Source organism: Embleya sp. NPDC059213 (assembly GCF_042754445.1).
Classification (GTDB): Bacteria; Actinomycetota; Actinomycetes; order Streptomycetales; family Streptomycetaceae; genus Embleya.
The window spans coordinates 1-26,643 of sequence record NZ_JBHZAV010000127.1 but is presented as its reverse complement, the minus strand read 5'-3'; the positions used below and the strand labels follow the sequence as shown (position 1 = coordinate 26,643).

Annotated in this window: 24 protein-coding genes; 7 read left to right on the top strand and 17 right to left on the bottom strand. The window is 71.4% G+C overall.

What is annotated here, in order from left to right; all coding sequences use genetic code 11:
• Positions 1 to 172 precede the first annotated feature (172 nt).
• Both ACFXMF_RS33915 and htpG read left to right on the top strand, forming a co-directional pair.
• Positions 173 to 1,315, top strand: coding sequence for an FAD-dependent monooxygenase (locus ACFXMF_RS33915; protein ID WP_360306738.1), 1,143 nt, complete (start codon positions 173 to 175; stop codon positions 1,313 to 1,315).
• A 104-nt stretch (positions 1,316 to 1,419) separates the two neighbouring features.
• The gene (gene htpG / locus ACFXMF_RS33910; protein WP_379991587.1) at positions 1,420 to 3,345 is read left to right on the top strand and encodes a molecular chaperone HtpG; all 1,926 of its coding nucleotides are present in this window, start codon (positions 1,420 to 1,422) and stop codon (positions 3,343 to 3,345) included.
• Positions 3,346 to 3,431: 86 nt separating this feature from the next.
• On the opposite strand, the gene ACFXMF_RS33905 is transcribed toward htpG, so the two are convergent.
• A complete protein-coding gene (locus ACFXMF_RS33905) occupies positions 3,432 to 4,955 on the bottom strand; it encodes a chitinase (protein WP_360306732.1) in 1,524 nt (507 codons plus the stop codon).
• Between the two features lie 399 nt (positions 4,956 to 5,354).
• On the opposite strand from ACFXMF_RS33905, the gene ACFXMF_RS33900 reads away from it, so the two are divergent.
• Both ACFXMF_RS33900 and ACFXMF_RS33895 read left to right on the top strand, forming a co-directional pair.
• Entirely contained in the window at positions 5,355 to 5,981 is a 627-nt protein-coding gene (locus tag ACFXMF_RS33900) for a TetR/AcrR family transcriptional regulator (protein WP_379990664.1), read from the top strand.
• Between the two features lie 78 nt (positions 5,982 to 6,059).
• A complete protein-coding gene (locus ACFXMF_RS33895) occupies positions 6,060 to 7,079 on the top strand; it encodes an NAD(P)/FAD-dependent oxidoreductase (RefSeq protein ID WP_379990665.1) in 1,020 nt (339 codons plus the stop codon).
• Between the two features lie 76 nt (positions 7,080 to 7,155).
• On the opposite strand, the gene ACFXMF_RS33890 is transcribed toward ACFXMF_RS33895, so the two are convergent.
• From ACFXMF_RS33890 to ACFXMF_RS33860, 7 genes are all read right to left on the bottom strand, one after another.
• On the bottom strand, positions 7,156 to 8,322 hold the full coding sequence (locus tag ACFXMF_RS33890) for a glycerate kinase (RefSeq protein WP_360307178.1): 1,167 nt from the start codon (positions 8,320 to 8,322) through the stop codon (positions 7,156 to 7,158).
• Positions 8,323 to 8,408: 86 nt separating this feature from the next.
• Positions 8,409 to 10,286, bottom strand: coding sequence for a S9 family peptidase (locus tag ACFXMF_RS33885; RefSeq protein ID WP_379990667.1), 1,878 nt, complete (start codon positions 10,284 to 10,286; stop codon positions 8,409 to 8,411).
• A complete protein-coding gene (locus ACFXMF_RS33880) occupies positions 10,283 to 11,293 on the bottom strand; it encodes an ABC transporter ATP-binding protein (protein ID WP_379990669.1) in 1,011 nt (336 codons plus the stop codon). The genes ACFXMF_RS33885 and ACFXMF_RS33880 overlap by 4 nt, the downstream gene beginning before the upstream one ends.
• Complete coding sequence (locus ACFXMF_RS33875; protein ID WP_379990670.1) at positions 11,290 to 12,288, bottom strand: ABC transporter ATP-binding protein; 999 nt, start codon at positions 12,286 to 12,288, stop codon at positions 11,290 to 11,292. The genes ACFXMF_RS33880 and ACFXMF_RS33875 overlap by 4 nt, the downstream gene beginning before the upstream one ends.
• Positions 12,288 to 13,205, bottom strand: coding sequence for an ABC transporter permease (locus ACFXMF_RS33870; protein WP_379990671.1), 918 nt, complete (start codon positions 13,203 to 13,205; stop codon positions 12,288 to 12,290). Before ACFXMF_RS33870 ends, ACFXMF_RS33875 begins: the two co-directional genes overlap by 1 nt.
• Positions 13,202 to 14,170, bottom strand: a complete 969-nt coding sequence (locus ACFXMF_RS33865; RefSeq protein WP_360306711.1) for an ABC transporter permease — start codon at positions 14,168 to 14,170, stop codon at positions 13,202 to 13,204. Before ACFXMF_RS33865 ends, ACFXMF_RS33870 begins: the two co-directional genes overlap by 4 nt.
• A 31-nt stretch (positions 14,171 to 14,201) precedes the next feature.
• On the bottom strand, positions 14,202 to 15,926 hold the full coding sequence (locus ACFXMF_RS33860) for a peptide ABC transporter substrate-binding protein (protein ID WP_379990672.1): 1,725 nt from the start codon (positions 15,924 to 15,926) through the stop codon (positions 14,202 to 14,204).
• 185 nt (positions 15,927 to 16,111) lie between these two features.
• Between ACFXMF_RS33860 and ACFXMF_RS33855 the strand changes: the two genes are divergently transcribed.
• Entirely contained in the window at positions 16,112 to 16,879 is a 768-nt protein-coding gene (locus ACFXMF_RS33855) for a TetR/AcrR family transcriptional regulator (RefSeq protein WP_360306705.1), read from the top strand.
• A gap of 9 nt (positions 16,880 to 16,888) precedes the next feature.
• On the opposite strand, the gene ACFXMF_RS33850 is transcribed toward ACFXMF_RS33855, so the two are convergent.
• Genes ACFXMF_RS33850 through ACFXMF_RS33840 form a run of 3 tightly spaced genes read right to left on the bottom strand, consistent with a single transcriptional unit; the run spans position 16,889 to position 19,994 of the window.
• Complete coding sequence (locus ACFXMF_RS33850) at positions 16,889 to 18,016, bottom strand: M20 family metallopeptidase (protein ID WP_360306702.1); 1,128 nt, start codon at positions 18,014 to 18,016, stop codon at positions 16,889 to 16,891.
• Positions 18,013 to 18,930 carry an alpha/beta hydrolase gene (locus tag ACFXMF_RS33845; RefSeq protein ID WP_360306699.1) on the bottom strand — a complete coding sequence of 306 codons (918 nt, stop codon included), beginning with the start codon at positions 18,928 to 18,930 and terminating at the stop codon, positions 18,013 to 18,015. Before ACFXMF_RS33845 ends, ACFXMF_RS33850 begins: the two co-directional genes overlap by 4 nt.
• Complete coding sequence (locus ACFXMF_RS33840; RefSeq protein ID WP_379990673.1) at positions 18,927 to 19,994, bottom strand: tartrate dehydrogenase; 1,068 nt, start codon at positions 19,992 to 19,994, stop codon at positions 18,927 to 18,929. The genes ACFXMF_RS33845 and ACFXMF_RS33840 overlap by 4 nt, the downstream gene beginning before the upstream one ends.
• A 199-nt stretch (positions 19,995 to 20,193) precedes the next feature.
• On the opposite strand from ACFXMF_RS33840, the gene ACFXMF_RS33835 reads away from it, so the two are divergent.
• Together ACFXMF_RS33835 and ACFXMF_RS33830 are read left to right on the top strand one after the other, a co-directional pair.
• The gene (locus ACFXMF_RS33835; RefSeq protein WP_379990674.1) at positions 20,194 to 21,720 is read left to right on the top strand and encodes an FAD-binding oxidoreductase; all 1,527 of its coding nucleotides are present in this window, start codon (positions 20,194 to 20,196) and stop codon (positions 21,718 to 21,720) included.
• Between the two features lie 236 nt (positions 21,721 to 21,956).
• Entirely contained in the window at positions 21,957 to 22,394 is a 438-nt protein-coding gene (locus ACFXMF_RS33830; RefSeq protein WP_379990675.1) for a hypothetical protein, read from the top strand.
• A gap of 157 nt (positions 22,395 to 22,551) precedes the next feature.
• Here the strand turns inward: ACFXMF_RS33830 and paaE are convergent, their stop codons facing one another.
• The 6 genes from paaE to ACFXMF_RS33800 form a co-directional block, all read right to left on the bottom strand.
• Complete coding sequence (gene paaE / locus ACFXMF_RS33825) at positions 22,552 to 23,661, bottom strand: 1,2-phenylacetyl-CoA epoxidase subunit PaaE (RefSeq protein WP_360306687.1); 1,110 nt, start codon at positions 23,659 to 23,661, stop codon at positions 22,552 to 22,554.
• Entirely contained in the window at positions 23,661 to 24,182 is a 522-nt protein-coding gene (gene paaD, locus ACFXMF_RS33820; protein WP_360307175.1) for a 1,2-phenylacetyl-CoA epoxidase subunit PaaD, read from the bottom strand. The genes paaE and paaD overlap by 1 nt, the downstream gene beginning before the upstream one ends.
• Entirely contained in the window at positions 24,176 to 25,006 is an 831-nt protein-coding gene (gene paaC / locus ACFXMF_RS33815) for a 1,2-phenylacetyl-CoA epoxidase subunit PaaC (protein ID WP_379992696.1), read from the bottom strand. Before paaC ends, paaD begins: the two co-directional genes overlap by 7 nt.
• A gap of 11 nt (positions 25,007 to 25,017) precedes the next feature.
• Positions 25,018 to 25,317 (bottom strand): 1,2-phenylacetyl-CoA epoxidase subunit PaaB, encoded by a 300-nt coding sequence (paaB, locus tag ACFXMF_RS33810; protein ID WP_360306681.1) that lies wholly within the window; start codon positions 25,315 to 25,317, stop codon positions 25,018 to 25,020.
• Positions 25,314 to 26,294: a 1,2-phenylacetyl-CoA epoxidase subunit PaaA gene (gene paaA / locus ACFXMF_RS33805; RefSeq protein WP_360306678.1), complete on the bottom strand. Its 981-nt coding sequence runs from the start codon at positions 26,292 to 26,294 to the stop codon at positions 25,314 to 25,316. Before paaA ends, paaB begins: the two co-directional genes overlap by 4 nt.
• A 100-nt stretch (positions 26,295 to 26,394) precedes the next feature.
• Positions 26,395 to 26,643 (bottom strand): enoyl-CoA hydratase/isomerase family protein (locus ACFXMF_RS33800; RefSeq protein ID WP_380020948.1); only part of this gene is annotated, 249 nt, incomplete at its 5' end.

Here is a 26,643-nt window from a genome sequence, read left to right as displayed (position 1 = left end):
CAGGGGTGGGCCTATCCCCACGACTCACCCGCCACACGCCGGCGCCGGCGCCGGCGATTCGAGCACAGCCATTGGTTGCACCGATGACTAAGTTGTCTTGTTGCACTTTTATATTCGATCTGCTTTTCTGAGGGCATCGAACGATCGCCCCCACCGGAGAGGCAGCACCACCATGAATTCCCCAGCAGTCGCCCACGCTCGGATCGGCATCATCGGCGCCGGGCCCGGCGGGCTCACCTGCGCCCGAATCCTCCAGCGGCACGGCATCGCGGTCACCGTGTACGACCGCGATCCCGGCCCCGACACGCGCAACCAGGGGGGCACCCTCGACCTGCACGCCGACAACGGCCAGATCGCCCTGCGCGAAGCGGGCCTGCTCGACGAGTTCTTCCGGCTCGCCCGCCCGGAGGGGCAGGAGATGCGCCGACTGGACCCGACCGGCCGCACCACGTTCCGCCATGTCCCGGCGGCCGACGAGCTGTTCAAGCCGGAGATCGACCGCGGCCAACTGCGCGACCTGCTCCTGGAGTCGCTCGAACCGGGAACCGTGCGCTGGGGCCACACCCTCGACACGATCGGCGGACCCGCCGACGGGCCTCGGCAGTTGCACTTCGCCGACGGCACCACCGTCGAGAGCGATCTGGTCGTCGGGGCCGACGGCGCCTTCTCCCGAGTACGCCCGGCAGTGTCCCGCGCCGTCCCCGCCTACACCGGAGTGAGCTTCCTGGAAGCCTGGTTCGACGATGTCGACCACCGACACCCCGAGATCGCCGCGCTGGTCGGTCCGGGCGGCGCCGCCGCGGCCGACGGCGAACGCGGCTTGTTCGCACAGCGCAACAGCGGAAACCACATCCGCGTGCACCTCATTCGACGCGGCCCGGTCGACTGGATCACCGACAACGGCCTCGGCACCGACGACACCGGCGGCATCCGCGCCCTGCTCCTCGACGAGTTCGCCCACTGGTCGCCCCGGATGCGCCGGATGATCACCGACAACGACGGCCGCTACGTCGACCGCCCGCTCTTCGCCCTCCCGGTTCCGCACGCCTGGGAGCACAGCCCGACGGTGACCCTGCTCGGCGACGCCGCCCACCTGATGCCACCGCTCGGTGTCGGCGTCAACCTCGCCATGCTCGACGCCACCGAACTCGCCCTCGCCCTCGCGCGGGCCGCCACCGTCGGGGACGCCGTCCGCGGCTACGAGAAGACCATGCTCCCCCGCTCCATCGAGACCGCCGCGGCCCTCGAAGGCGCCGCCGAAGACCTGTTGTCCGCCGACCCGGCCGACTGCGACCACGACGAGCCCCGACCCTGAACGCGCCGGCCGGGTCGCTTGGACGTGCCTGTGCGCTCCGCCATAAAGTGTCGTCGCCAAGACGACACAACCCGGCGTCGCCGAGGAGATGAGGAGACCCCAGGGTGGGTAGCAGCGTCGAAACACTGGAATTCCAGGCCGAGACCCGTCAGTTGCTCCAGTTGGTGATCCACTCGATCTACTCGAACAAGGACATCTTCCTGCGCGAGCTGATCTCGAACGCCTCCGACGCACTGGACAAGTTGCGGCTGGAGTCCCTGATCGACTCCGATCTGGAGGTCGACACCTCGGACCTGCACATCGCCTTGGAGGTCGACAAGGACGCCCGCACGCTGACCGTTCGCGACAACGGCATCGGCATGAGCCGCGACGACATCGTGGACCTGATCGGCACCATCGCCAAGTCCGGTACCGCCGGCCTGCTGGAGAAGATCAAGGAAGCCAAGGAGGCCCAGGACGCCGCCGCGACGCAGCACCTGATCGGCCAGTTCGGCGTCGGCTTCTACTCGGCCTTCATGGTCGCGGACAAGGTCACCCTGCGCACCCGGCGGGCCGGCACCGACGCCGGCACCCGGTGGGAGTCCGACGGCGAGGGCACCTACGAGATCCAGGCCGTCGACGGCCTGCCCGTGGGTACCTCGGTCACCCTGCACCTCAAGGCAGCGGACAGCGAGGACGGGCTGGCCGACTATCTGGCCGACTGGAAGATCCGGCAGATCGTCAAGCAGTATTCGGACTTCATCCGCTGGCCGATCCGGATGCCCACCGTGCGCACCGAGGCCGACGGCGTCACCACGCACGGGGTCGACACGCTCAACTCGATGAAGGCGCTGTGGGCCCGGCCGCGCAGCGAGGTGACCGAGGCCGAGTACCACGAGTTCTACAAGCAGATCAGCCACGGCGGGCTCGACCCGGCCGAGACCATCCACATGCGTGCCGAGGGCAACTTCGAGTACGAGGCGCTGCTGTTCATCCCCGCACAGGCACCGTTCGACCTGTTCTCGCGCGAGTCCAAGAGCGGCGTGCAGTTGTACGTCAAGCGCGTGTTCATCATGGACGACTGCGAAGCGCTGATGCCCAACTACCTGCGCTTCGTCAAGGGTGTCGTGGACGCCCACGACCTGTCGCTGAACATCTCCCGCGAGATCCTCCAGCAGGACCGGCAGATCCGCGGGGTGCGTCGGCGCCTGGTCAAGAAGGTCCTCGGCGCGATCAAGGACATGCAGGCCAAGGACGGCGAGCGCTACGCGCGGTTGTGGGCCCAGTTCGGTCGGGCGCTGAAGGAGGGCCTGCTGGAGGACGCCGACAACACCGAGGCCCTGTTGGAGTTGGTGTCGGCCGCCTCCACGCACGACCCGGAGCAGCCCACCACGCTGCGCGCGTACGTCGAGCGCATGAAGGACGGCCAGGACGCGATCTACTACCTGACCGGCGAGACCCGCGCGATGGTGGAGAACTCCCCGCACATGGAGGCGTTCGCGGCCAAGGGGTACGAGGTGCTGATCCTGACCGACCCGGTCGACGAGGTCTGGGTCGACCAGGTCCCGGCCTTCGACGGCCGGCGCCTCCAGTCGATCGCCAAGGGTCAGGTCGACCTGGACGAGCCGGCCGCCGACGACGCGGAGGCCGGCTCCGAGAAGGCCAAGCGCGAGCAGGACTTCGCCGCGCTGCTGCCGTGGTTGACCACGACCCTGTCCGAGCAGGTGAAGCAGGTCCGGCTGTCGTCGCGACTGACCACGTCGGCGGCGTGCATCGTCGGCGACGCGCACGACATGACCCCGACGCTGGAGAAGATGTACCGGGCGATGGGGCAGGAGATGCCCTCGGTCAAGCGCATCCTGGAGCTCAACCCGACCCACCCGCTGATCACCGGGCTGCGCTCGGCGCACGAGGCGAACGCCGACGACCCGGCGCTCGCGGAGATCGTCGAACTGGTCTACGGCGGCGCGCTGTTGGCCGAGGGCGGCGACCTGCCCGACCCGGCCCGCTTCACCCGGTTGCTCACCGAGCATCTGGCCCGCGGCCTGTAACCGATCCGCAACGCGGGTGCTGCCCGGCAGGTGACCTGCCGGGCAGCACCGTGTTCGACGCGGGTCGCCGATCAGGGACGACGGCTTCAGCAGGCGCCGAGGTCCTGCCAGACGCCCCATTGGCCGGTGGTGCCGGGTGTCTCACCCGTCGTCCACCACTTGGCCTTCCAGTTGTGACCCTGGTGCGAGACCTGCTGGCCACCGGTGTAGATCGTGCCGGACGCCCAGGCCGGGGCCGTGCACGTGTGGCCGTTGCCGCCGGTGACGGTCAGGGCGTAGGTCGCGCTGTGACCGCCGGAGGCGGCGGTCCCGGTCACGGTGAGGTTGTAGGTGCCCGAGACGGTCGCCGCGGTGGTGTTGACGGTGAGCGTGGAGGAACCGCCCGCCGTCACCGAGGTGGGACTGAGCGAGGCGGTGACGCCCGCCGGGGCGCCGCTGACGGTCAGGCTCACCGTCTGCGCGGCACCGGCCGTCACCGCGGTCGAGATGGTCGAGGTGGTCGAGGAGCCCGCGACGACGGACCCGGCGGCGGGAGTCGCCTTGACCGAGAAGTCGTTGGTCGGGGTGGTGGTGCCGCCCGTGAAGGGCTCGAAAATGTGGCTGAAGTCCCAGGTGTTCTGGGCGATGCCGGAGCAGTTGTCCGCGGCCGGCTGGTTCGGGCAGTTGCCGTTGTCGCGCTGGAGGGCCCAGAACGAGAGGGTGTTGATGCCCTTGGACACGGCCCAGTTGTAGACCTGGGTGGCGTTGGCCAGGGTGAAGGTCTCGGCCGGCCCGAAGTCGTCGACACCGATCATCTCGGTGACGCCGACCATCGCCCACAATTGGGCGGGGGTCTTGCTCGGGTAGAGCTGGGCCAGGGTGTTGTACAGGCCCTGGGCCGCGGTCTCGGTGTCGTTGGCCATGTTGTGCGTGGCGTTGTCGTAGTAGTCGAACGTCATCAGGTTGACGACGTCGACCTTCGTACCGTTGCTCACCGCGTTGCGCAGCAGGGCCACGCCGTTGGGGGCCAGGCCGCTGGTGGTGGTGGGCAGCGTGTAGGAGATCTCGATCTTGCGCCCGTTGCTCGCGGCCCAGTCCTGGACCAGCTTGATCGCCTTGTTGCGGCGGTCGATGCCGGCCGTGTTGTCCAGCGCGTCGATCTCGATGTCCATGTCCAGGCGGGAGATCTCGTAGGTCGTGATGACCTTCTTGTAGACCTCGGCGATCTGGTTGACATCGGTACAACTGTCCGCGATCTCGGTGCCGGTGGTGTCCGCGGTGTAGCCGCCGAAGGAGGGGATCACGTCCCCGCCGTTGGCCTGGATGGTCTTGATGTCGGCGCCGAACGTGGACTGGGCGATCGGCATGCCGCTGTCGCCGTTCCAGTACGCCGTGCAGGAGCCCTTGGTGGCCGTCTGCAGGAACGCCATGGTCAGGTGCTTGGCACCGGACTGGGCGGCCAGCGCGGCCGGGCTGTCCCCGGTCCACGCCTCGAAGTAGGGGGCGAAGACGTGCGAGGGCAACGGAGTCGCGGCCTGGGCGGGGCCGGCTCCGAGCGCGGTGAAGGTCACGGCCGCGGCGGCGGTGACCGTTGCGGCGACGGCCGCTCGTAACGTACGCAAGAGTCGCATGTGCGTCCAGACTGTAATTGGGGACGGACCGCCGATTCGCGTGGCACGGCGGCATGGGGTATGAGACAGCCCGGCACGCACAGAAGTCAATGGTCTGGACCAAAGTGGACTAGACCATTAACTTTCAAGGAAATTGTTTACCGGGCAAGGCAGTTGCCCGAGCCGATCGGGAACGTGCTCCCCTCGACGTCCTCGGTCGGCTCGAAACCGCCGCTCCGACCGGAGCGCGCGCTCGGCCGACCCCGCGTCAGGTGGCGAACTCGCCGAGCCATCCCCGGTCGAGCCGGTGCCTGGGCGGATAGGGCAACGTACCGTCCACCGCGACGGGGAAACCCGTGTCACAGAAAAGAGCAACCGGCCAACTTTTTGAGTCGCACAACCAAGAGTAGGGTCTCGACCATGGGCGACACGACGGCCGAGCCGACACCCCCGAGCACAGCACACCCGCCGACGGGCCGGCGCGAGCGCAAGAAGGCCGCCACCCGGCAGGCGCTCGCGGACGCCGCGTTGCGGCTGTTCCTCGAACACGGCTACGACCGCGTCGGCATCCGCGACATCGCCGAGGCGGCCGACGTGTCCACCACGACGTTGTTCAAGCACTTCGCCGGCAAGGAGGCACTCGTCTTCGACGAGGACGCGAACGACGAGGCCCGACTGCTGGCCGCCGTGCGCGAGCGCCCCGCGGGCCGATCGATCCCGGCGGCGCTTCGCGAGCACGCCCTGAGATACCGGCTCAAGTCCGGCGACACCGACGCCGACTTCGCGGAGTTCGTCGAACTGGTGGAGCGGACACCGGCGTTGCGTGAATACGGCGAGCGTATGTGGCTACGCCACGAAGCCGCCCTGGCCCGGGCCATCGCCGAGGAGACGGGACGACCCGAGGACGACCCGGACTGCGCCGCGCTCGCGCACTTCGCCTTGCGCGCCCCGCAGATCGGTCCGGGCCGGATCGACGCGGTCGTGGCCACCGACCACGCCTTCGATCTCCTCGACCGCGGCTGGCGGGGCCTGGGGGTCGAGAAGTAGCCACCCCGGCCCGCCCCCATATTGCCGAAACGGCATGAATGTTTGCCGTATGGCCGGCGTGCTCGCAGGGTGGTCGACATGAGCGAGAACACGTGGGTGCAGGCGAGTGACGAAGTGTGGGACGTCGTGGTGGTCGGGGGTGGGGTGGCCGGGCTGTCGGCCGCGCTGACCCTGGCGCGGGTGCGCCGCTCGGTGCTGGTGATCGACGCGGGCGAGCCGCGCAACGCGCCCGCCGCCGCGACGCACAACCTCCTGTCACGGGACGGGATCGCGCCGCTGGAGCTGCTGCGGCTGGGGCGCGAGGAGGTCCTCTCCTATGGTGGGCGGGTCGAGTCCGGCCGCGTCTCGGGCCTGCGGCGCGAGGGCGCGGAGCTGGTGGTGACCACCGAGGACGGCGGCCGTGCGCAGGCCCGGCGGGTGCTGGTGACCACGGGACTGGTGGACGAACTGCCCGCGATCCCCGGGCTCGCCGAGCGGTGGGGGCGCGACGTGTTGCACTGCCCGTACTGCCACGGCTGGGAAGTGCGCGACGGCGCGGTCGGCGTGCTGGCCACCGGGCCGGCGGCGTTCCACCAGGCGCTGATGTTCCGGCAGTTGTCGCCGGAGGTGACGCTGTTCCTGCACTCCGGCGGCGACCCGACCGAGGAGCAGTGGGAGCAGTTGGCCGCCCTGGGCATCGACGTGGTCGACGGCACGGTCGGTGCGCTGGAGGTCGACGACCGGGACCGGTTGGCGGGCGTGCGCCTGGCCTCGGGCCGGTCGGTCGCGGTGGACGCCCTGGTGGTGGCGCCCCGGTTCGTGGCGCGCGCCGGCTTCCTCGCCGACGCGGGCCTCGCGGTGACCGAGCACCCGATGGGGATCGGCGGCCAACTGGTCACCGAACCGGGCGGGTTCACCGGGGTCGACGGTGTGTGGGCGGCGGGCAACGTCACGGACCTGATGGCCCCGGTCCCGGCCGCCGCGGCATCGGGGGTGCAGGCCGCGGCGGCGATCAACATCGACCTGATCGGCGCCGACGCGCGGGCCGCGGTCGTCGCCCGCGCCGGCCGGGCTTCCGACGCCTCCCGGCCCGAGCCGGGCTCGGGCGACCGACGGTGAACGACCGGGAACGGCCCCACGCCGGACGAACGCGCGTGAACGGCCCCACCGGGTACGGCCGGACCCGGCTCGGCCGCTACCGCGCCCCGGCCCTCGGCGGCGGGAGGTCGGGCAGGTGCTCGCGGACGATCAGTTGCCCCAGCGCCTCCAGCAGCGGGGCGGCTGCGGCGATCGACCGTTCCGGGTCCGGTTCGAGGCTGCTCAGCGGGTAGCCGGCGCGGAACCCGGCCGCGGCGAGCTGATCGCGGGTCAGGTCCAGGCGTCCGCACACGGCGACCACCGGGACCCCGTGCCGCCGCGCGCGCCGGGCCACGCCCAGCGGGGCCTTGCCCTGGAGGGTCTGCAGGTCCATCGCGCCCTCACCGGTGACGACCAGGGTCGCCGCGCGCAGTTCCTGGTCGATCCCCACCGCGTCCAGGACGACGTCGACGCCGAGCCGGCGGCGCGCCCCCAGCGCGACCAGGGCGCCGAAGCCGGTGCCGCCGGCGGCCCCCGCGCCCGGCGCGGCCGCGATGCGCCCGGCAGGCGGACCCACGGTCGACGCCAGCACCTCCAGCAGGCGGCCGAGCCCGGCCTCCAGCACGGCGACGTCCTCGGGCCCGGCGCCCTTCTGCGGCCCGTACAGCGCCGCCGCCCCGCCGGGCCCCAATAGGGGCGCGTCAACGTCGGTGGCGACCACGAACTCGGTGGCCGCCAGCCGCGGATCGAGACCGGACAGGTCGGCGTGGGCGAGGTCGCGCAGGGCCGCGCCACCGTCGGCCACCGGTCGCCCGTCCGCGTCGGTGAACCGCGCCCCCAGCGCGCCGAGCAGGCCCACTCCCCCGTCGGTGCAAGCGCTGCCGCCCAGCCCCAGCACGATGGTGCGCGCACCGGTGTCCAGCGCCCCGCGCACCACCTCGCCGGCGCCTCGGCTGCTCGCGGTGAGCGGCGCCGGGACGTGGCCGGGCAACAACGCCAGTCCGGAACTCTGGGCGAGTTCGACCACGGCCGTGCTCCCGCGTTGGGCGTAGCAGGCGCGAACGGGCCGACCGGTGGGCCCGCCGACGCCGACCACGCGGCGTCGGAAGCCGCAGTGCACCAGCGCGTCGACGGTGCCCTCGCCGCCGTCGGCGACGGGCAGCACGGTCACCCACAGACCCGGGCGGGCCCGGCGCAGCCCGGCCGCGAGATGCCGGGCCACGGCCGCGGCGCCGAGCGAGCCCTTGAACTTGTCCGGCGCGAGCAGCACATGCGGCGGCGGCATCCCGCCGGGCCGACCACCCGGTTCGCCGGCGGCGTCGACGGCGCCGGGAACCGGGTCGCGCGGTTGCGGGACGAACGGGTCCCGGGTCATGCGGGGCTTGGCCCGGCCGGCGGTTCGACCGGCCCCCGGGACCAGGACTCACCGCGCAGCGCGGCCTCGACCAGGTCCATCATCCGCTGCTGGTCGTGGATCTCCAGTTCGCGGCTGCTGGTCTCGTGGCCCCCGCTGAACCAGTCCAGGCACACGTCCCCGCCCGCGTCCTGCAGCGCCTGCGCGTAGGCGTACGCCTGCTTGGGCGGCGTGCGGGTGTCGTGGGTGGCCTGCGAGATCCACACGGGTGCGCGGACCGCATCGACATACGTGATCGGCGAGGAGCGCCGGTAGCGGTCCGGGTCGAGGTCGGGGCCCGCTCCGAAGAACGCCTTCCACGCCGCGCGCAGCGCCGGATTCATGTCGCCGTAGGCGGTCACCCAGTCCGCCATCGGCACGAACGCCAGCGCCCCGGCGAAGAGTTCGGGCAATCGGCCGACGGACAACAGGGACAGGAAGCCGCCGTAGGACGCGCCGGTGACGAAGATGCTGCCCGCCTCGGCCACCCCGTCGGCGATCAACCGCTGCACCGCCGCCTCGATGTCCTCCAGTTCCCGGTCTCCGATCGAGCCCAGGAACCCTTCGCGGAACCGCCGACCGAAGGTGACCGAACCCCGGTAGTTCAAGGACGCGTACGCCACCCCCGAGGCGGCCCACGCCTGGGCCTGCGGGTTGTACGCGTCGACGGACACCAGGTTCGGGCCGCCGTGCAGGTTCAGCACCAGCGGCCGCGGCCCTTGCGCGTCCGGGGGTCGGCACACCCACAGTTGCAGGGGAGTGCCGTCGGCGGAGTGCACGGTGTGCGAGTCGGCGCCGACGCCCGATACCGGCGGGGTCGGCGGATCGGCCGGGACGATCTCCCCGGTCGAGCGTTCGACGTGCAGCACGCTCAGCGGCTGGTCGAAGCGCTGCCGGAGCAGCCGGACGCGTCCGTCGGCGGCGTAGTGCGAGGCCCACTGGTGGAGTTGGGCCGAGGCCACATCGGGCTCGAAGTAGGCCCCGGCCGGATGCCCGACCACCGTGAGCGCCCGGCTGTGCAGGTCGAACTCCAGTACGTGGTGCAGGCCCTCGTCGACCAGGACCAGCAGGATCCGGGCGCCGTCGTCGGACCAGTCCAGCGCCACCAGGTCGCCGTTCAGGTGCGGGGCGTCCACGTCGATCCGGCTGCCGTCGGCGGGGTCCCAGACGCACGGGCGGGCGAAGCCGGTGCGCTCGGTGGACACCAGCAGCCGGCCGTCGCCGACGACCGGGGAGAACCGCACCGCCCGCACGGGCTCCGCCGGCCCGTCGGTGAGGCTGCCCAGCACCTTCCCGCTGTCGGTGGCGACCACGGTGACCGCGAAGCGGCGTACTCCGGGGTTGTGGTCGGTGGTGTCCACGCTGGCCAGGCGCCCGTCGGCGGAGATCAGTCCGTTCCACGCCTCGTGCGGCGAGGTGAAGAGCAGCCTGGGCGCGGGCGTCCGGGAGTTGTGCACGTGCCAGAGACCGAACCCGTCGGGGGCGGCGGCGGTGATCACCACGGCGTCGCCCTGTCGGGCGGTGTCGATGCCCCGGAGCGTGTAGGGGTGCAGGGTGGGGGTCAGGTCGCGGCGGTCGCCGCCGTCCACGGCGGTGGCCCACACGTGTCCGACCTCCGAGCCGTTGTCGTCGTGCAGGCTCAGCACCCACTCGCCGTCCGCGCTGAGCACCGCCTCCCCCGGGTCGCCGACGTCGCCCGGCAGCGGCAGGTCGATGCCCCGCACCATGTCCCGGCGACCGAGGGTCTGGCCGTGCTCGGTGTCCCGGACCACCAGGCACAGATCGCGCTCTCCGCGGCCGCGGCGCATGGACAGGATGCGATCGGTGCTGAAGTAGGGGTGCCAGGAGGCGGTCATGGGGCGATCCTCTCGGGGGTGTCGGCGGTGTCCGGTCGCGGCAGGACTTCGGCGAAGTGACAGGCGGTCAGGTGTCCGTCGCCCGTCTCGACGAGGGGCGGGGTCTCCTCCGCGCACACGCTTTGTGCCTTCCAGCAGCGGGTGCGGAATCGGCAGCCGGAGGGCGGTGCCAGCGGGCTGGGTATGTCGCCCTCCAGCACGATCCGCTTGCGGGTGCGCTGGATGCGTGGGTCGGGAATGGGCACGGCGGACAGCAGCGCCTGCGTGTAGGGGTGTCGCGCCGACTCGAACAGCGAGTCCACCGGCGCGTGTTCGACGATCCGGCCGAGGTACATCACGGCCACCTCGTCGCTGATCTGGCGGACCACGGACAGGTCGTGCGCGATGAACAGGTAGGTCAGTCCGAGCCGTTCCTGGAGGTCCTCCAGCAGGTTGACCACGCCGGCCTGCACACTGACGTCCAGTGCGCTCACCGGTTCGTCCAGGACCAGCACCTCCGGTTCCACGGCCAGCGCCCGGGCGATCCCGATCCGCTGTCGTTGTCCGCCGGAGAACTGGTGCGGGAAGCGGTGCGCGTGCGCGGGGTCCAGGCCGACCAGGCCCAGCAGTTCGTGCACCCGCTCGCGTTCGCGTTTGGGGTGCAGGCCGTGGATGCGCAGTGGCTCGGCGAGGATGGCCTGCACGCTCATCTGCGGGTTGAGCGAGGAGTAGGGGTCCTGGAAGACGAGTTGCACCCGGCGGCGCAGGTCCGCCAGGGTCCGTCGGTTCGCGGTGGCGATGTCGGTGCCGTCGAGCAGGACCCGGCCGCCGGCCGGGGTGACCAGGCGGACCAGACAGCGGCCGAGGGTGCTCTTGCCGCAGCCGGTCTCGCCGACCAGGCCCAGGGTTCGACCGCGGGCGATGGCGAAGTCCACGCCGGAGACGGCCTGTACGACGGCGGACTTGCGGCCGCGTCCGGTCCGGTATTCGGCCACCAGCCCGGTGACGTCCACCGCGGTCGTGCTCATCGCGTCACGCTCTCAATCTCGTGGAACCGCACGCACGCCGTGGTGTGCGTGGTGTCGACGGCCAGGGGTGCCGGATCGACTTCGCCGCAGACCGCCGGGACCGCGTGCGCGCAGCGGGGCTGGAACGGGCATCCGGTGGGGCGTTCGGTGGGCAGCGGGGGCTGGCCGGGGATCTGCACCAGGCGGGCGGCGCGCCGATCGATGCGCGGCAGCGCGCCCAGGAGCCCGGTCGTGTACGGGTGGGCGGGGTGGTGGAACAGCGCGTCGACCGGGCTTTCCTCCAGCTTGCGTCCGCAGTACATGACCATCACCCGGTCGGCGATGCCGGCCACCACGCCCAGGTCGTGGGTGATCAGCAGGACCGCGGTGTCGGTGCGGTCCTGCACCCGTTCGATCACGTCCAGGACCTGCGCCTGTACGGTCACGTCCAGCGCGGTGGTCGGCTCGTCGGCGATCAGCAGCGCGGGGTCGTTGGCGATGCCCATCGCGATCATCACGCGCTGGCGCATGCCGCCGGAGAGTTCGTGCGGGTACTGGTCGACGCGGTCGCGCGGGGAGGCGATGCCGACCAGGTCCAGCAGGTCGACGGTGCGCTCGCGCAGGGCCCGGCGTCCCTGGCTCGCGTCGTGCACCGAGACCGCCTCGGCCACCTGCGCGCCGATGGTCATCATCGGGTTGAGCGCGGCGAGCGCGTCCTGGAAGACCACCGCGATCCGGTTGCCGCGGACCGCCCGCAGTTCCCGGTCGGAGAGGTCGAGCAGTTCCCGTCCGCCGAAGAGCACCGATCCCCGGGCGGTCGCGTTGCGCGGGAGCAGGCCCATGATCGCCATGGTGGCGGCGCTCTTGCCGGAGCCGGACTCGCCGACGATGCCCAGGGTCTCGCCGGGGGCCACGTCGAAGGACAGGCGTTCGACGGCGGTCACCGGCCCGGAGTCGGTCCGGTAGGTGACGGTGAGGTCGCGTACGGACAACACGGGGGACGCGTCGGTGCTCATCATTGCCTTCCTTGCGGGTCGAAGGCGTCGCGCAGGCCGTCGCCGACGAAGTTGACGGCCAGCACGGTGATCAGGATCGCCAGGCCCGGTACGTAGAGCAGGTAGGCCTGCGAGGTGCCGATCAGTCCGGCGGCCTGGCTGAGCATGTTGCCCCAGCTCGACTGGGGCGGTTGGATGCCGAACCCCAGGAAGCTGGTGGTGGATTCGAGGATGATCGCGGAGGCGACCGCCAGCGAGACGTTGACGGCGATGACGCCGGTCAGGTTGGGCAGCAGGTGTCGCACGACGATGCGCGGGTTCGAGGCACCGATGACCCGGGCGGCCTGGATGAACTCCTTGTTGCGCAGGGTGAGCACCTGGGCGCGCACCACTCGGGCGATCATCGTCCAGCCCAGCGCGGCCAGCACCAGCACGATGGTCACCGGTGAGGGGCCCAGCGACTCCAGCGCCACGGCCAGGACGGCGATCGCGGGCACGATCAGGAACAGGTCGGTCACCCGCATGATCACCTCGTCGGCCCAGCCGCCGACGAAGCCGGCGATCGCGCCGACGGCCGTGCCGACGACGGTGGACAACAGGGCGACGCAGATGCCGATCGCCAACGAGACCCGACCGGCGAACAGCAGTTCGCTGAGGTAGTCGCGGCCGAGCGAGTCGGTGCCCAACCAGTGGGCCGAGGAGGGCTGTTGGGCGCCCAGCAGGAGGTCCTGCCGGTTGTGCGGGAAGGGGGCGATCCAGGACGCGCCGAAGCAGGAGATCGCCAACGCGGTCAGGATCAACAGGCCCACGACGGCCGGCCGGTGGCGCAGGAATCGCTCCAGCACGATCCGGTGCCGGGGCTTGTCCCGGGCCGGTGCGGGCGACGGGGCGGTGGGTGGCGCGGAGGCGACGATCCGGGCCGCGGCGGAGTCGGTCATCGCAGGGCCACCCTCGGGTCCAGGAGCGCGTAGGTCACGTCCGCCAGCAGGTTGAAGACGATCACCGCGACGGCCACCACGAGCATCCACGGGATCAGCACGAACACGTCGCCGGCCAGGATCGAGCTCAGGAAGAGCCGGCCCATGCCGGGGATCGCGTAGATCTGTTCGGTGACGACCAGGCCGCCGACCAGGGCGGCGGCGTCCAGTGCCACGACGGTCACGAAGGGGGCGAGCGCGTTGCGCAGGGCGTGCCGGAACAGGATCCGCCGGCGTGGCACGCCCTTGGCCCGGGCGGTGCGCACGTAGTCACTGGCGAGGGCGTCGAGCATCGCGGTCCGGCTGAACCGGGACCAACTGGCGACCAGGCCGACGGTCAGCGTGACGACGGGAAGCGCGAGGTGCCGGAAGTAGTCGAGGTTGATCCCGGTTCGACCGACCGAGTGCAATCCGACGAAGTACAGCGGGGGTTCGCTCAGGCCGAACTGCTGCCTGGGCCACACCGCCAGCACTTGGATCAGGACCAGGCCGAGCCAGAACGCGGGCATCGCGATGCCCACATAGGAGAGCCCGGTGAGTACGTAGTCTCCGGCGGAGTACTGCCGGGCCGCCGAGTAGATCCCGATGCCGAGCGCGATCACGGCGGCGAACAGCACGCCCCAGAACATCAGTTGCAGGGTGACTTCGAGCGCGGATCCGATCATCGGCAACACCGCGCCGCCGGTCCTGGTGCTGGTGCCCCAGTCGCCGGTGACGAAGGCCTTCATCCACAGCAGGTATTGCTCGGGCACCGATCGGTCCAGGCCGAGCAGTTCCGTCTGTCGGTGCAGCGCGCCGGGGTCGGTCGACTGGCGCAGCTTGGCGAGCGGATCGAAGGTGGCCCGGACCGCCCAGAACAGGATGAAGGAGGCGATCACCATCACGGGCAGCGAGTACGCCAGTCGGCGCAGCGTGTATCTCAACATGGGAAGTCCTCGGCGAGGAGTCGGCCGCGGGTCATTTCGCCAGTCCCCATTCGGCGAGGTTCCAGAACGGGCCCTGGACGGGGTTGATGCTGATCGGGCCGCCGACGCCCTTGCCGGTCAGCAGGATGTTGGGGACGGCGCCCAGCGGCAGGGACGGTACGGATTCGGCGATCAGCTTCTCCGCCTGGCGCGATGCCTGGATCCGGGCCGTCTCGTCGACCTCGGTGCGTACCCGGCCGAGCAGTTCGTCCAGGCCGGGAATCTTCGCGCGGATGAAGTTGATGCCCGAACTGCCCTCGACGGCACCGGGGATCGACGTCGAGGCGAGGGTGGCGTCCAGGGTGGGCTCGGGGAAGGTGTCGGTCAGCGTCCACAACCCCAGTTGGAAGTCCCCGGCCGGGGCGACCTTGCCGAACAGGTTCGCGGCGCTGGTGTTCTTGATCGTCATCTTGAATCCGGCCTGCCGTAGTTGCGACTGCAGGATCTGTTCGGTGAGTTCGCGGCTCTGGTTGCCCGCGAGGGAGACGATGGTGAACTGCGCGGCGCGGCCGTCCTTGGCCCAGATGCCGTCGCCGTTCTTGGCCCACCCGGCGGCGGTCATGATCTGTTGCACCTTGGCCGGGTCGCGCCGATAGCCGGCGAAGTCCTCGCTCGCGAAGGCGGATACCAGCGGGGACAGGAAGCTCTGCGCGGGCGCGGCCACGCCCAGCGAGCCGAACAGCTTGTGCACGATCGCGCCGCGGTCGATCGAGTAGGCCAGCGCCTGCCGGACCGCCGGGGAGTCGAACGGGAAGGTCGAGTTGTTCATCCACAGCGCCTGGAGATTTCCGGTACGGGTCTCCACCTGCATGTTGGCGCTGCCGCCGAGCGAGTTGATCTGGGACAACACGTCGAGTTGCGGCGTCGGATACAGGGCGTCGAGCTGGCCGCTGGCGAATGCCTGGAATTCGGCGGCGGTGTCGGTGGTGAACTGGAACGTCACCTTGTCCAGGTGGGGTTTGGGACCCCAGTAGCGCTCGTTGGGGACCAGGGTGACCGAGGTGCCCCGAACCCAGGAGGCGATCTTCCAGGGCCCGCCGCTGAAGGTGTAGCCGTTCTTCATCAGCGCGTTGCGGTCCTTGCCGTCGAGCAGGTGCGCCGGCAACACTCCGTAGTCGGCGCCGAACAACTGCCGCCAGTTGGCGTACGGGGATTTCAGCGTGACCACCGCGGTCCGCGGGTCCGGCGTGGCGACCGAATCGATCAGGTCGTAGCCGGTCTGGGTGAACACGTCCTTGCCGTCGCGGATCTGCAACGCGGTGTACTTCAGGTCCGCCGAGGTGATCGGCTGCCCGTCGGACCAGACCGCGGCGGGGTTGAGTGTGTAGGTGATCGTCTGCCGTCCGTCCGCCACCGAGGTGGTGGGGGTGGCGGCCATCAGGTCGGACGCGACCGGGACCCAGGTGTTCCCCTGCTGCACGACCTTGAAGACCTGCGGGATGGTCTGGGCCTGCATCAGGTAGGTGCCCCAGATGGAGCCGGCGCAGGTGGAGATCCAGTCGGCGCAGTCCGGCTCCTGCTCGGCGCCGATCACCAGGCTCCCGCCCTGCTTGACCGGGACGTCGCGGATCGAGTTCGTCCCCGGCGCCAGCGCCGGTGCGCCCGACGTGCATCCGGTGGCGACGAGAACGGCGAGCGCCGCCAGGGCACTTCCGACCGGGGTTCGCCGCCTTTTGGGGCCGGATGGCGGCCTGCGGTCGTTTCGTGAATGAATCATCATGTTCGACCTTCCCTGCACGGGATGTCCCGGGACTCGGTGATCAAGGGTAAGGAGACGTGAACGGCTTAGCAATACACATAGGCTAGTAGTTAGCCAATGAGATTGACTTGAAATGTGGCCATGCCTCCGGCAGGCTCGGTACACCGGCGCCCACCGGCGCCGACTCCCCAGGAAGGACCCGCATGAACGCCCCGAAAGCCGAGGACACCTCCGACGTACCGGCCAAGAGCACGGGCCCCGGACGCCGTCGGCTCCCGCGTGACACGCTCAGCCGCCAGGTCATCCTGGAGGCCGCCGAGCGGGTCGCCGCGCGGGACGGGCTCGACGCCTTCACGTTCCAGTCCCTGGCCAAGGAGGTGAACGCCCACCCGACGTCGCTCTACCGGCACTTTCGCGACAAGGACCAGTTGGTCCTCGAACTGATCGACGACCTCCGGGCCCGCTCCTACGGTGGGTTGCTCAAGCCCACCGACTCCTGGCGCGAGGACCTGCGCACGTCGGCCCGCTACATCCACGAGCACTACCTGCGCTACCCGCAGTTCGCCGTGCAGATGGCTGCGCGCACCACCCGCAGGCCGACCGAGTTCGCCAACGTGGAGTTCGCCCTGGACGCGCTGCTGCGGGCCGGTCTGGACGAGGCGGACGCGGCGATGTACCTGAGGGTGTTCGGCAACGTCATCCGCTCGCTGTCCAGCATGGAGGCGGGCATGCTCGCGTTGGACCCGGAGACCCGGGACGGCGACACGCTGGCCTGGCAACTGGAGTACCGCAGGGTGCCGGCCGAGCAGTATCCGCGGATCGCCGCGATGAGCGGACAACTCCTGGACATCGGCGACCCGAAGGTCTTCGACACCGCCGTGGACCTGTTCCTCGACGCCATCGAGGCCCGCGCCGAACAGGCCCGGAACCGGCGGTCCACCCGGCAGGAGTCCACGCCGAAGGAGAGGTGACCCGCTCCGTCACCGGCTCGACGGAGCCGCGGCCCCCTCCCGGAGCAACCCGGCCACCAGCCTCGCCCGCTCCGGCAGGGAGCCCGCGTCCAGCCACTCGTGCCGGGCATGCGCCCCGCCGCCCGCCGGGCCGAGCCCGTCCAGGGTGGGAATGCCCAGCGCGGCGGTGAAATTGCCGTCCGAGCCACCGCCGACCCGGGCCTCCTCGATCGCGGTCAGCCCCCCTTCCCGGGCCAGTCGCCGCGCGGCCAGCAGCAGCCCTCGGGACATGCCGTGTTCCAACGGCGGCCGATTGATGCCGCCCGCCGGTTCGACCCGGGCCCCCGGCAGCCGCGGGCACAGCGCGCTCAGCGCCTCCTCCACCCGCAGCAACTCCGCGCGTTCCCAGGCCCGTACGTCGACGTCGACGTAGGCGGACTCGGGCACGGTGTTGGTCGTGGTGCCGGCGCCGCCGACGGTGGGGGTGACCGTCGTGCCGCGACCGGGGTCACCGAGCACGCTGATCGCGAGCACCTGGTGTGCCAGTTCGACCAGGGCGTTGACTCCCAGCTCGGGCTCCAGGCCGGCGTGGGCCGCGCGTCCGCGCACACCCACCCGGTACATCGCCACACCCTTGCGGGCGGTCTTGACGGCCCCGTCCTGGCTGGGCTCCAGTACCAGCACCGCCCGGCAACCCGCGGCGGCCTCCTCGATCAACGCGCGCGAGGTGAGCGAGCCCCGCTCCTCGTCCCCGGTGACCAGCATCCGCACGTCGTCGGCGCCGCCGATCAGCTCCAGCGCGTCCAGCGCCGTCACCAGCCCCGCCTTCATGTCGAACACTCCCGGGCCGGTCACCCGCCCGTCCACCGCGGTGAACGGGCGCTCGGCGAGCGTGCCGAGCGGCCAGACCGTGTCGGCGTGCCCGAGCAACAACACCGGGGCGACGGCCGGGTCGCGCACCCGCTCGTGCACGTACAGGTGGGGCACCCCGTCCCGGACGACGCGTTCCGGCTCACCCAGGAGGCCGTCGGACCACGAGGCCAACAATTCGTACAGCGGGTCCAGTCCCGGTACGTGGCCGGACGGCGTCTCCAACTCGACGAGTCGGCGCAGCCGGGACAACGAACGGCCGGTATCGACCTCGGGGACGGTGCTCAACGGGACTCTCCCGGTTCGGGGGTGCGGATGTGTTGCCAGAACGACGTCAGGGCGTGCGCCACCGCATCGGGGGCTTCCTCGGCCAGGTAGTGGTCGGCGTGCACGGAGACCGCGTCCACCCGTCGCGCGTAGGTCCGCCAGACCCGGGCCACGTCGAAGTTGCGGCCCACGTAGCTCCGCGCCCCCCACAGCGCGAGCAGCGGGACCTCGACCCGCCGGCCCTGCTCGCGATCCAGCCGGTCGTGCACCAGGTCGATGCCGGCCGCGGCCCGGTAGTCGGCGCACGAGGCACGCACCGTGCCCGCGTCGAAGCAGCGTTCGTACTCGGCCATCGCCGCCGCGTCGATCGCCGAGCCGCCGGCATGCCGACCGGCGAACCGGCTGCGAATCCAGGTCAGGGGGTCCGCCAGGATCAGCCGCTCGGGCAGGTCGGAGGGCAACGACAGGAAGAACCAGTGGAAGTAGTCCGACGCCATCGTCCGGTCCACGTTCTCGAACATGTGCAGCGTCGGCACCACGTCCAGCACCGCCACCGAAAGCACCCGTTCGGGAGCGTCCAGCGCCATCCGGTGGGCGACCCGCGCACCCCGATCGTGGCCGACGACCGCGAAGCGCGCGAAGCCGAGCGACTCCATCAGCGACACCTGATCGGCCGCCATCACCCGCTTGCCGTACGGCTCGTGCCCGGCGGTGTCGCCGGGTTTGTCGCTGTCGCCGTAGCCGCGCAGGTCCGCCAGCACGACGGTGTGACCCGCCGCGACCAGTTCCGGGGCGACCCGGTGCCACATGGTCGAGGTCTGCGGGTAGCCGTGCAGCAGCAGGACCGGCGGGCCCTCACCCCCGACGAACGCGTTGATCCGCACCCCGTCGCGCGACGCCTCGACCCGCCGCAGGCCGGGTGCCGGCGCGCTCATCCGTCCGTCCCCGGCCGGCGCAGCTCCTCGATGAAGGCGTCGCACACCTGGTCCGTCGACAACGTGCCGCCCAGGTCGGGGGTGACCGAGCCGGCCGCGACCACCCGGTCCAGCGCCCGGACGAGCCGGTCGGCCGCCTCCTTCTCGCCGAGATGTTCCAACATCAGGGCGGCGGACCAGATCTGACCGATCGGGTCGGCCGATCCGGTGCCGACGATGTCCGGTGCCGAGCCGTGGATCGGCTCGAACATCGAGGGCCCGCTCCGGGTCGGGTCGATGTTGCCGCAGGGCGCCACCCCGATGCTGCCGGCCAGGGCGGCGGTCAGGTCGCTGAGGATGTCGCCGAAGAGGTTGGAGGCGACGATCACGTCGAAGCGGGTGGGGTCCAGGACGAGCAGCGCGGCCAGCGCGTCCACGTGGTACGAGGTCAACTCGACGTCGGGGAAGTCGGCGGCGACCTCGGCCACCACCTCGTCCCAGAACGGCATGGTGTGCACGATGCCGTTCGACTTGGTCGCCGAGGCCACCCGGCCCGAGCGGGTACGGGCCAACCCGAAGGCGTAGCGGGCGATGCGCTCGACGCCGAGTCGGGTGAACACCGCCTCCTGCACTGCCAGCTCGTGCGGACGGCCGCGATACAACCGGCCGCCGATCTCGCCGTACTCGCCCTCGGTGTTCTCCCGCACCACCACCAGGTCGAACGGTCGCTCGTCCCGCAGCGGCCCACGCACCCCGGGCAGCGAACGCACCGGGCGCAGCGAGACGAACTGGTCGAACTCCCGCCTGATCGGGATCAGCAACCCCCACAGCGACACATGGTCGGGGACCTCCGGCGTGCCGACCGCCCCGAGCAGGATCGCGTCCGCCTCCCGCAGTCGTTCGATGCCGTCGGCGGGCATCATCGCGCCGGTCTCGGCATGGAACGCGCACCCCCAGGGGTGCTCCGTCCACACCAGTTCGAACCCGTGTGTCGCGGACAGTACGTCGAGCACCCGCCGAGCGGCCGACACGGTCTCCCGACCGATGCCGTCGCCGGGGATCGCCGCGATCCGATACGTGCGCACCTGAGCTCCCATCATCGGTTAGCAACGGACCTAGCCTAGGAGATAGCCACGGTTAATTGCTAGAGACGGACGGATGTCGCCTGCGTCACCGATGGACGCAGCCGGCGCGACTTGCGCCGACCCCCGGGTGACGATGGCAGCGACACAGCGTCATGTGACGGCCACGTGGCGTGCATCAATCGCCGGGAGAAGTGGGCACATGACGATCGATCGACGGGCGTTTCTGGCCGCTCTGGGAGTCGGCGGTGCGTTGGCGGTGACGGGGGCGACCGCCGGCGGCATCGCGCGGGGTGTGGCGCCGGTGTTCCCGGCGTACGGCGGGCGTCGGACGGGCGGGTTCGCCGCCCCCGAGCCGCCGGACTGGTCGGCGCTGAAGGCGCGGCTCGACGGGCGGCTGCTGCTGCCGGCGGACCAGGGCTACGACGTCGCCCGGCTCGGCTTCAACGAGCTGTACGACGATCAACTGCCGGCGGCGGTGGCCCGCTGCAACTCGGCGGCGGACGTGCGGATCTGCCTGGACGCGGCCCGCGGACACGGGGTGCCGATCGCCGCGCGCAGCGGCGGGCACAGCTACCTCGGCTACAGCGTGCCGAACGACGGGCTGGTGCTGGACCTGCGGCCGATGGCCGGGGTCCGGGTGCGGTCCGACGGGACGGTGCGAGTGGGCGCGGGGGCCCGGCTGATCGAGGTCTACGCGGCGTTGGCGCAGGCCGGGCGACTGATGCCGGCCGGCTCCTGCCCGACGGTGGGGATCGGCGGACTCGCCCTGGGCGGCGGGATCGGGGTGTTGACCCGCAAGTACGGACTGACCTGCGACCGGCTGGTCTCGGCGCAGGTGGTCACCGCCGACTCCCGGGTGCTCACCGCCTCCGAGTGCTCCGAGCCGGACCTTTACTGGGCACTGCGCGGCGGAGGCGGTGGCAACTTCGGGGTGGTCACCGAATTCACCTTCAGCACCGAACCGGCCCCCGCGCTCACCGTGTTCGCGCTGCGCTTCCCGGCCGGCGCGGCCGCCTCGGTGATCGGCGCGTGGCAGGGGTGGGTCGCGGACGCGCCGCCCGAACTGTGGTCGAACTGCGTGGTCTCCGGCGGCGCGGCGCCGACCGCCCGGGTCGGCGGGTGCCACGTGGGGACCGCCGACGAACTGAACCCGCTCCTGGACCGACTGATCGCCGCCGCCGGGACCCAGCCGACGTCCCGCAGCGTGCAGGGCAAGAGCTATCTGGACACGATGAAGTACATGGCCGGCTGCGCGAACGACACCATCGCGCAGTGCCATCCGACGTCCGAGGGCGGCCGGTTGCCGCGAGCGGCCTTCGTCGCGGTCTCGCGGGTGCTGACCGCCCCGCTGGACGCACAGGGGGTGGTGCAACTGATGGTCGGCCGCACCGGGATGGACCTGCTGCTCGACTCGATGGGCGGCGCCGTCTCGCAACTCGCCCCCGACGCAACGGCCTTCCCGCATCGCTCGGCGCTCGCCACCGCGCAGATCTACGCGAGCACCACACCCGGCGGCAAGCAGGCCGCCACCGCCGCGGTCGACGCAGTCCGGGACGGCCTGGCAGCCCTGGGCGCCGGGGGCGCGTACGTCAACTACATCGACGAGAACCTGCCCGACTGGGGCACCGCCTACTACGGCGAGAACCTGCCGCGTCTGAAGTCGGTGTCCCGACGCTACGACCCGGACCAGGTGTTCGCCTTCCCCCAGTCGGTGGCCCGCGCCTGACCTCGGTCCGTGCCCGAACTCGTTGCGCGCCCGGCCGCGTTCCGCGTGCCGATCTGACCGAAAGTCATGCATGCGGAACTCCATGTAACCCAAATCACGTCCGATGTTCACCCTTCGGGGCCGCCGGGCGACCCATCGTCATGTAATGATGTGCCATGTGAGATGTGAAATGTCACACCTCATCAAGTGGGCATCATTTCGGGTGCCCCGAACAGTGGAGGCTTCCCATGAAATTCATGACAACCGCGGCAGTGATCGGCATAGCCGGCCTGGGCATCATCGCCGCCGCACCGGTCGCGAGCGCCGACCCCACCCCGACGCCCACCGTGACCTGCGGCGCCTACGGGCTCCAGTCCGGTCTGTCGACCAAGGTCTGCGCCGAGGTCGCCGGCGACAACGTCCGCCTGTTCGGCCAGGTCGGGCTGGCCGGTCCGCCGTCGCCCGGCAGTCCGCCCCGGCAGCCGCAGTCGCTCAACCTGCGGCTGTCCGGCAACGTGGGCGGCGTCTCGCTCGGCGCGGTGAACCAGGACTCGCTCTTCCACTACTCGACGATCAGCGTCTTTGGCGTCGGCGGCACCGTGCCGTGCGGTTCGACGGTGCACGGCAGCTTCGCGGTGGAGTCCTACCAGTGGCCGGCGCGGCCGGTCACCGTGGACCTGGTGCTCCCCTGCTGACCCACCCCCCGGCCCGCACGGCCACCCGCCGCCGGGCGCCGTAACGCACCGCCGGGCGCCCGCCGGCACCTCGGACTCCGCGCCGGAATCGCGGAGTTCGAGGTCCCCGGCGGGCGCCCGGGCGGTACCGGCGGGTCCTGGTGCGCGGACCGGCGGCTCAGCAGTCGAAGTCGACGGTGAGGGTGTCCGAGGCGGGGTACGTCTGGCAGGTCAGGACGTAGCCCGCCTCGATCTCCGCCGGGTCGAGGGCGTAGTTGCGGCGCATGTCCGCGTCACCGTCGCGGACCAAGGCGCGGCAGGTGCCGCACACGCCGCCCTTGCAGGCGAAGGGCATGTCCGGGCGCAGTCGGCCCGCCGCGTCCAGGACGGTGCTCTCGCGAGGCAGGTCGGCGACGGTGGAGCGGCCGTCCAACACGACGGTCACCCGGCTGACGGGTCCATCCACCGGCGCGTCCTCGTGCCGGACCGCCGGCGGCGGTGTGTCGTCGGCGAAGAACAACTCCTGGTGCACCCGGTCGTCGGGCACGCCGAGGCCGGCCAGGGCGCGCCGCGCGTCGCGGATCATGCCGTGCGGGCCGCACAACCACCAGTGGTCGGCCCGCTCGGCGTCGACCAGGCCGTCGATCAGGGCGAGCAGCCGGTCGTGGTCGAGGCGACCCGAGAGCAGCTCGGCCTCGCGGGGTTCGCGGGAAAGCACGTGCGCGAGTTCGAAGCGGGCCGGGTACAGGTCCTTGAGGTCGGCCAGTTCGTCGGCGAACATCACCGTGTCGGTGCGGCGGTTGCCGTAGAGCAGGGTGACCCGCGAGTCGTGGTGGGCGGCGAGCACCGACTCGGCGATGGACACCATCGGGGTGATGCCGGAGCCCGCGGCGATCAGCACGTGGTGGGCGGGGGCGGACACGTCGGCGGTGAAGGTGCCGGTCGGCGCCATCACCTCGACGCGATCGCCGGGCCGGATGTCGTTGACGAGCCAGGAGGAGAACAGGCCCCCGGGCACCACCCGGACGCCGATCCGCGGCCGGGTGCCGGCGGCGGAGCAGATCGAGTAGGTGCGGCGTTCGTCCGTCCCGTCGATCTCGCGGCGCAGCGTGAGCGATTGGCCGGGCACGAAGGCGAAGGTGTCGGCCAGTTCGTCGGGCACCTCGAAGGCGACCGCGGCGGCATCGGGGCACAGCCGGTGCACCTCGGCGACGCGCAGGTGGTGGAAGCTCGGGCGGCGGCGGGAGGGCGGCGGCGCGGCGGAGATCGTCGTCGTCGGGTCCTGCATCAGATCTCCTTCATGTGCTCGAACGGCTCGCGGCACGCGAGGCAACGCCGCAGGGCCCGACAGGACGCGGCGGCGAAGCGGGAGGTCTCCTCGGTGTCCGCCGAGCCGCAGTGCGGACAGGGCACCCGGCGGCGGGTCGGCAGCAGGTCCAGCGGGACCGACCCGGTGCCGGGCCGGGGTGCGGCGCCCGGCGGGGCGATGCCGTAGCGGGTCAGCTTGCGGCGCCCGGCGGGGGTGATCCGGTCGGTGCTCCACGGCGGGTCGAGCACGGTCCGGATCTCGACCCGGGCGAAGCCCGCCGCGCGCAGGCGGGCGGCGACCTCGGCGCGCATCTCGGCCATCGCCGGGCAGCCGGAGTAGGTCGGGGTCAGGCCCGCGACCACCGTGCCGTCCGCGGTGATCTCGACGTCGCGGAGCACCCCGAGGTCGGCCAGGGTCAGCGCGGGCAGTTCGGGGTCGGGTACCTCGGCGGCGATCCGGCGGGCGCGGCGCACGTCCGCGGCGGTGTTCGCGGTCACCAGGTCGCGCCCGGGTGTGCGCGGGCCAGCCCCTGCAACTCGGCCAGGAGTGGGGCCAGATGCTCGGTGTGCTCGCCGTTTCTGCCGTGCCCCGGGAGCGGCGGCGCGGCATCGGGCAGGGTCAGCGCGACGGCGTCGAGCACCTGGGCCAGCACTGCCCCGACCTCCTCGCGCGCGTCGTGCGCTTCGTACAACTCGGGGAGCCAGGCGGCCACTTGCCCGAGCGCGACGTGCATGCGGCGCCGCGATTCCTCGGTGCCGTCGCCGAGGCGTACGGTCCACTCGGCGGCGTACTGCCGGTGGTAGGTCAGTTCCTTGACGCCCTTGGCGGCGACGGCCGCGAGCACCGGGTCGGCCGTGCTCGCGAGCCGGGTGAAGTGCGCGAGCCGCCAACTGGACAGCAGCAACAGCCGGGCGATGGTGAACGCGAAGTCGCCGTTGGGGAGTTCGGCCAGTCGTACGTTGCGGAAGTCGGCCGCGTCGCGGAAGTACGCGTAGGCGTCCTCGTCGCGTGCGCTGCCGTCGACCTGCCCGCAGCGCGCGTACAACAGGCGTGCCTGGCCGAGCAGGTCCAGGGCGATGTTGGCGAGGGCCAGTTCCTCTTCGAGCTCGGGCGCGCGGGTGGTCCATTCGGCCAGCCGCTGGGCGCCGATCAGCGCGTCGTCGGCCAGGGCGAGGCAACACGCGGCGAGTTCGGCGGCGTCGACGTGCGCGGGCAACGTGCTGTCGACGCCGTACAGGGGGTCCTCGAAGCCGGTACCGAACGCCCAGCGTGCGTCGCCGCCGTCCCCGTCGGCGAGGGAGGGCGGGAGGTGGTCGTCGTGCATTGACCTGCTCCTCAGATGTGGGGGACGTCGTCGGGGATGTCGTAGAAGGTGGGGTGGCGGTACACCTTGTCCGCACTGGGCGCGAAGAACGGGTCCTTCTCGTCCCGAGTGGACGCGGTGATGTGTTGCGAGCGCACCACCCAGATGCTGACGCCTTCGTTGCGGCGGGTGTACAGGTCGCGTGCGTGGGTCAGCGCCATCCGGTCGTCGGCGGCGTGCAGGGAGCCGACGTGCACGTGGTTGAGGCCGCGCTTGCCGCGCACGAACACCTCGTAGAGCGGCCAGTCGGCGCCGGTTCGGATGTCGTTCATGCGGCTGCTCCTTGCCGGGTGGTCTGCTTGGCCGCGTACGCGCTCGCTGCCTCGCGTACCCACTTGCCTTCGTCGTGGGCCGTCCTGCGACGGCTGATCCGTTGTGCGTTGCAGGGGCCGTCGCCGCCGATCACCCGCCGCAGTTCGGCCCAGTCGGGGGTGCCGAAGTCGTGTCGGCCGCGGTCGGCGTTCCAGGTCAACTCCGGATCGGGCAGGGTCACTCCGATGTGGCGGGCCTGGGGCACGGTCATGTCGACGAAGCGTTGGCGCAGTTCGTCGTTGCTGTGCCGTTTGATCTTCCAGGCCATCGACTGGGCCGAGTTGGGCGAGTTGTCGTCGGGCGGGCCGAACATCATCAGTGAGGGCCACCACCAGCGGTCGACGGCGTCCTGCACCATCGCGCGTTGCGCGTCCGTGCCGCGCATCATCGTGGACAGTTGCTCGTAGCCCTGCCGCTGGTGGAAGGATTCCTCCTTGCACACCCGCACCATGGCCCGGGCGTAGGGCCCGTACGAACTGCGGCACAGCGGCACCTGGTTGCAGATCGCCGCGCCGTCCACGAACCAGCCGATGACGCCGACGTCGGCGTAGTTCAGGGTGGGGTAGTTGAAGATCGAGGAGTACTTCTGCCGGCCGTCGATCAGCCGGGCGGTCAGGTCCGCGCGGTCGGCGCCGAGGGTTTCCGCCGCGGAGTACAGGTAGAGCCCGTGGCCGGCCTCGTCCTGGACCTTGGCGAGCAGGATCGCCTTGCGGCGCAACGACGGGGCGCGGGCGATCCACTCGGCCTCGGGCTGCATGCCGATGATCTCGGAGTGGGCGTGCTGCGCGATCTGGCGGATCAGCGTGCGGCGGTAGCCCTCGGGCATCCAGTCGCGGGGTTCGATCCGGTCGTCCTTGGCGAGGGTGGCCGCGAAGTGGTCGGCGAGATCCGGCGGCGCGTCGTCCGCAGGCGGTGTGGTGGGGGGTGGGGTGACCATCGACAATTCCCTACCGACCGTTCGTTCGGTCAATCGTGTGGCGAGGCCGGGCCCGCGTGGGCCCCGGGTGGGTCGGGGCCCACGAGCGGGCCCAAGTGGGTCAGTGTCCGTCAAAGGTGGGCCGGTCGCCCGCCAGGAAGGCGCGCACCGCCGCCCGGTGGTCCTCGGTGCGGCCGAGCCGCTCCTGGGCCGCCGCCTCCCGTTCGAGCAGGTCGGCCGGGCTCGCGCCGTCGGTGTGCCGAAGCAGCGCCTTGACCTCGGCGTAGGCGGCGGTCGGGCCGGCGGCCAGGCGTCGGGCGAGGGCCAGCCCCTCGGTGGTCGCCGCACCGTCCGGCACCACCCGGTGCAC

Coding starts and splice junctions, on each gene's coding strand:
- ACFXMF_RS33915 (WP_360306738.1), top strand. CDS start 173: ATGAATTCCCCAGCAGTCGCCCACGCTCGGATCGGCATCATCGGCGCC.
- ACFXMF_RS33905 (WP_360306732.1), bottom strand. CDS start 4,955: ATGCGACTCTTGCGTACGTTACGAGCGGCCGTCGCCGCAACGGTCACC.
- ACFXMF_RS33900 (WP_379990664.1), top strand. CDS start 5,355: ATGGGCGACACGACGGCCGAGCCGACACCCCCGAGCACAGCACACCCG.
- ACFXMF_RS33895 (WP_379990665.1), top strand. CDS start 6,060: ATGAGCGAGAACACGTGGGTGCAGGCGAGTGACGAAGTGTGGGACGTC.
- ACFXMF_RS33890 (WP_360307178.1), bottom strand. CDS start 8,322: ATGCCGCCGCCGCATGTGCTGCTCGCGCCGGACAAGTTCAAGGGCTCG.
- ACFXMF_RS33885 (WP_379990667.1), bottom strand. CDS start 10,286: ATGACCGCCTCCTGGCACCCCTACTTCAGCACCGATCGCATCCTGTCC.
- ACFXMF_RS33880 (WP_379990669.1), bottom strand. CDS start 11,293: ATGAGCACGACCGCGGTGGACGTCACCGGGCTGGTGGCCGAATACCGG.
- ACFXMF_RS33875 (WP_379990670.1), bottom strand. CDS start 12,288: ATGAGCACCGACGCGTCCCCCGTGTTGTCCGTACGCGACCTCACCGTC.
- ACFXMF_RS33870 (WP_379990671.1), bottom strand. CDS start 13,205: ATGACCGACTCCGCCGCGGCCCGGATCGTCGCCTCCGCGCCACCCACC.
- ACFXMF_RS33865 (WP_360306711.1), bottom strand. CDS start 14,170: ATGTTGAGATACACGCTGCGCCGACTGGCGTACTCGCTGCCCGTGATG.
- ACFXMF_RS33860 (WP_379990672.1), bottom strand. CDS start 15,926: ATGATTCATTCACGAAACGACCGCAGGCCGCCATCCGGCCCCAAAAGG.
- ACFXMF_RS33855 (WP_360306705.1), top strand. CDS start 16,112: ATGAACGCCCCGAAAGCCGAGGACACCTCCGACGTACCGGCCAAGAGC.
- ACFXMF_RS33845 (WP_360306699.1), bottom strand. CDS start 18,930: ATGAGCGCGCCGGCACCCGGCCTGCGGCGGGTCGAGGCGTCGCGCGAC.
- ACFXMF_RS33835 (WP_379990674.1), top strand. CDS start 20,194: ATGACGATCGATCGACGGGCGTTTCTGGCCGCTCTGGGAGTCGGCGGT.
- ACFXMF_RS33830 (WP_379990675.1), top strand. CDS start 21,957: ATGACAACCGCGGCAGTGATCGGCATAGCCGGCCTGGGCATCATCGCC.
- paaE (WP_360306687.1), bottom strand. CDS start 23,661: ATGCAGGACCCGACGACGACGATCTCCGCCGCGCCGCCGCCCTCCCGC.
- paaC (WP_379992696.1), bottom strand. CDS start 25,006: ATGCACGACGACCACCTCCCGCCCTCCCTCGCCGACGGGGACGGCGGC.
- paaB (WP_360306681.1), bottom strand. CDS start 25,317: ATGAACGACATCCGAACCGGCGCCGACTGGCCGCTCTACGAGGTGTTC.
- paaA (WP_360306678.1), bottom strand. CDS start 26,294: ATGGTCACCCCACCCCCCACCACACCGCCTGCGGACGACGCGCCGCCG.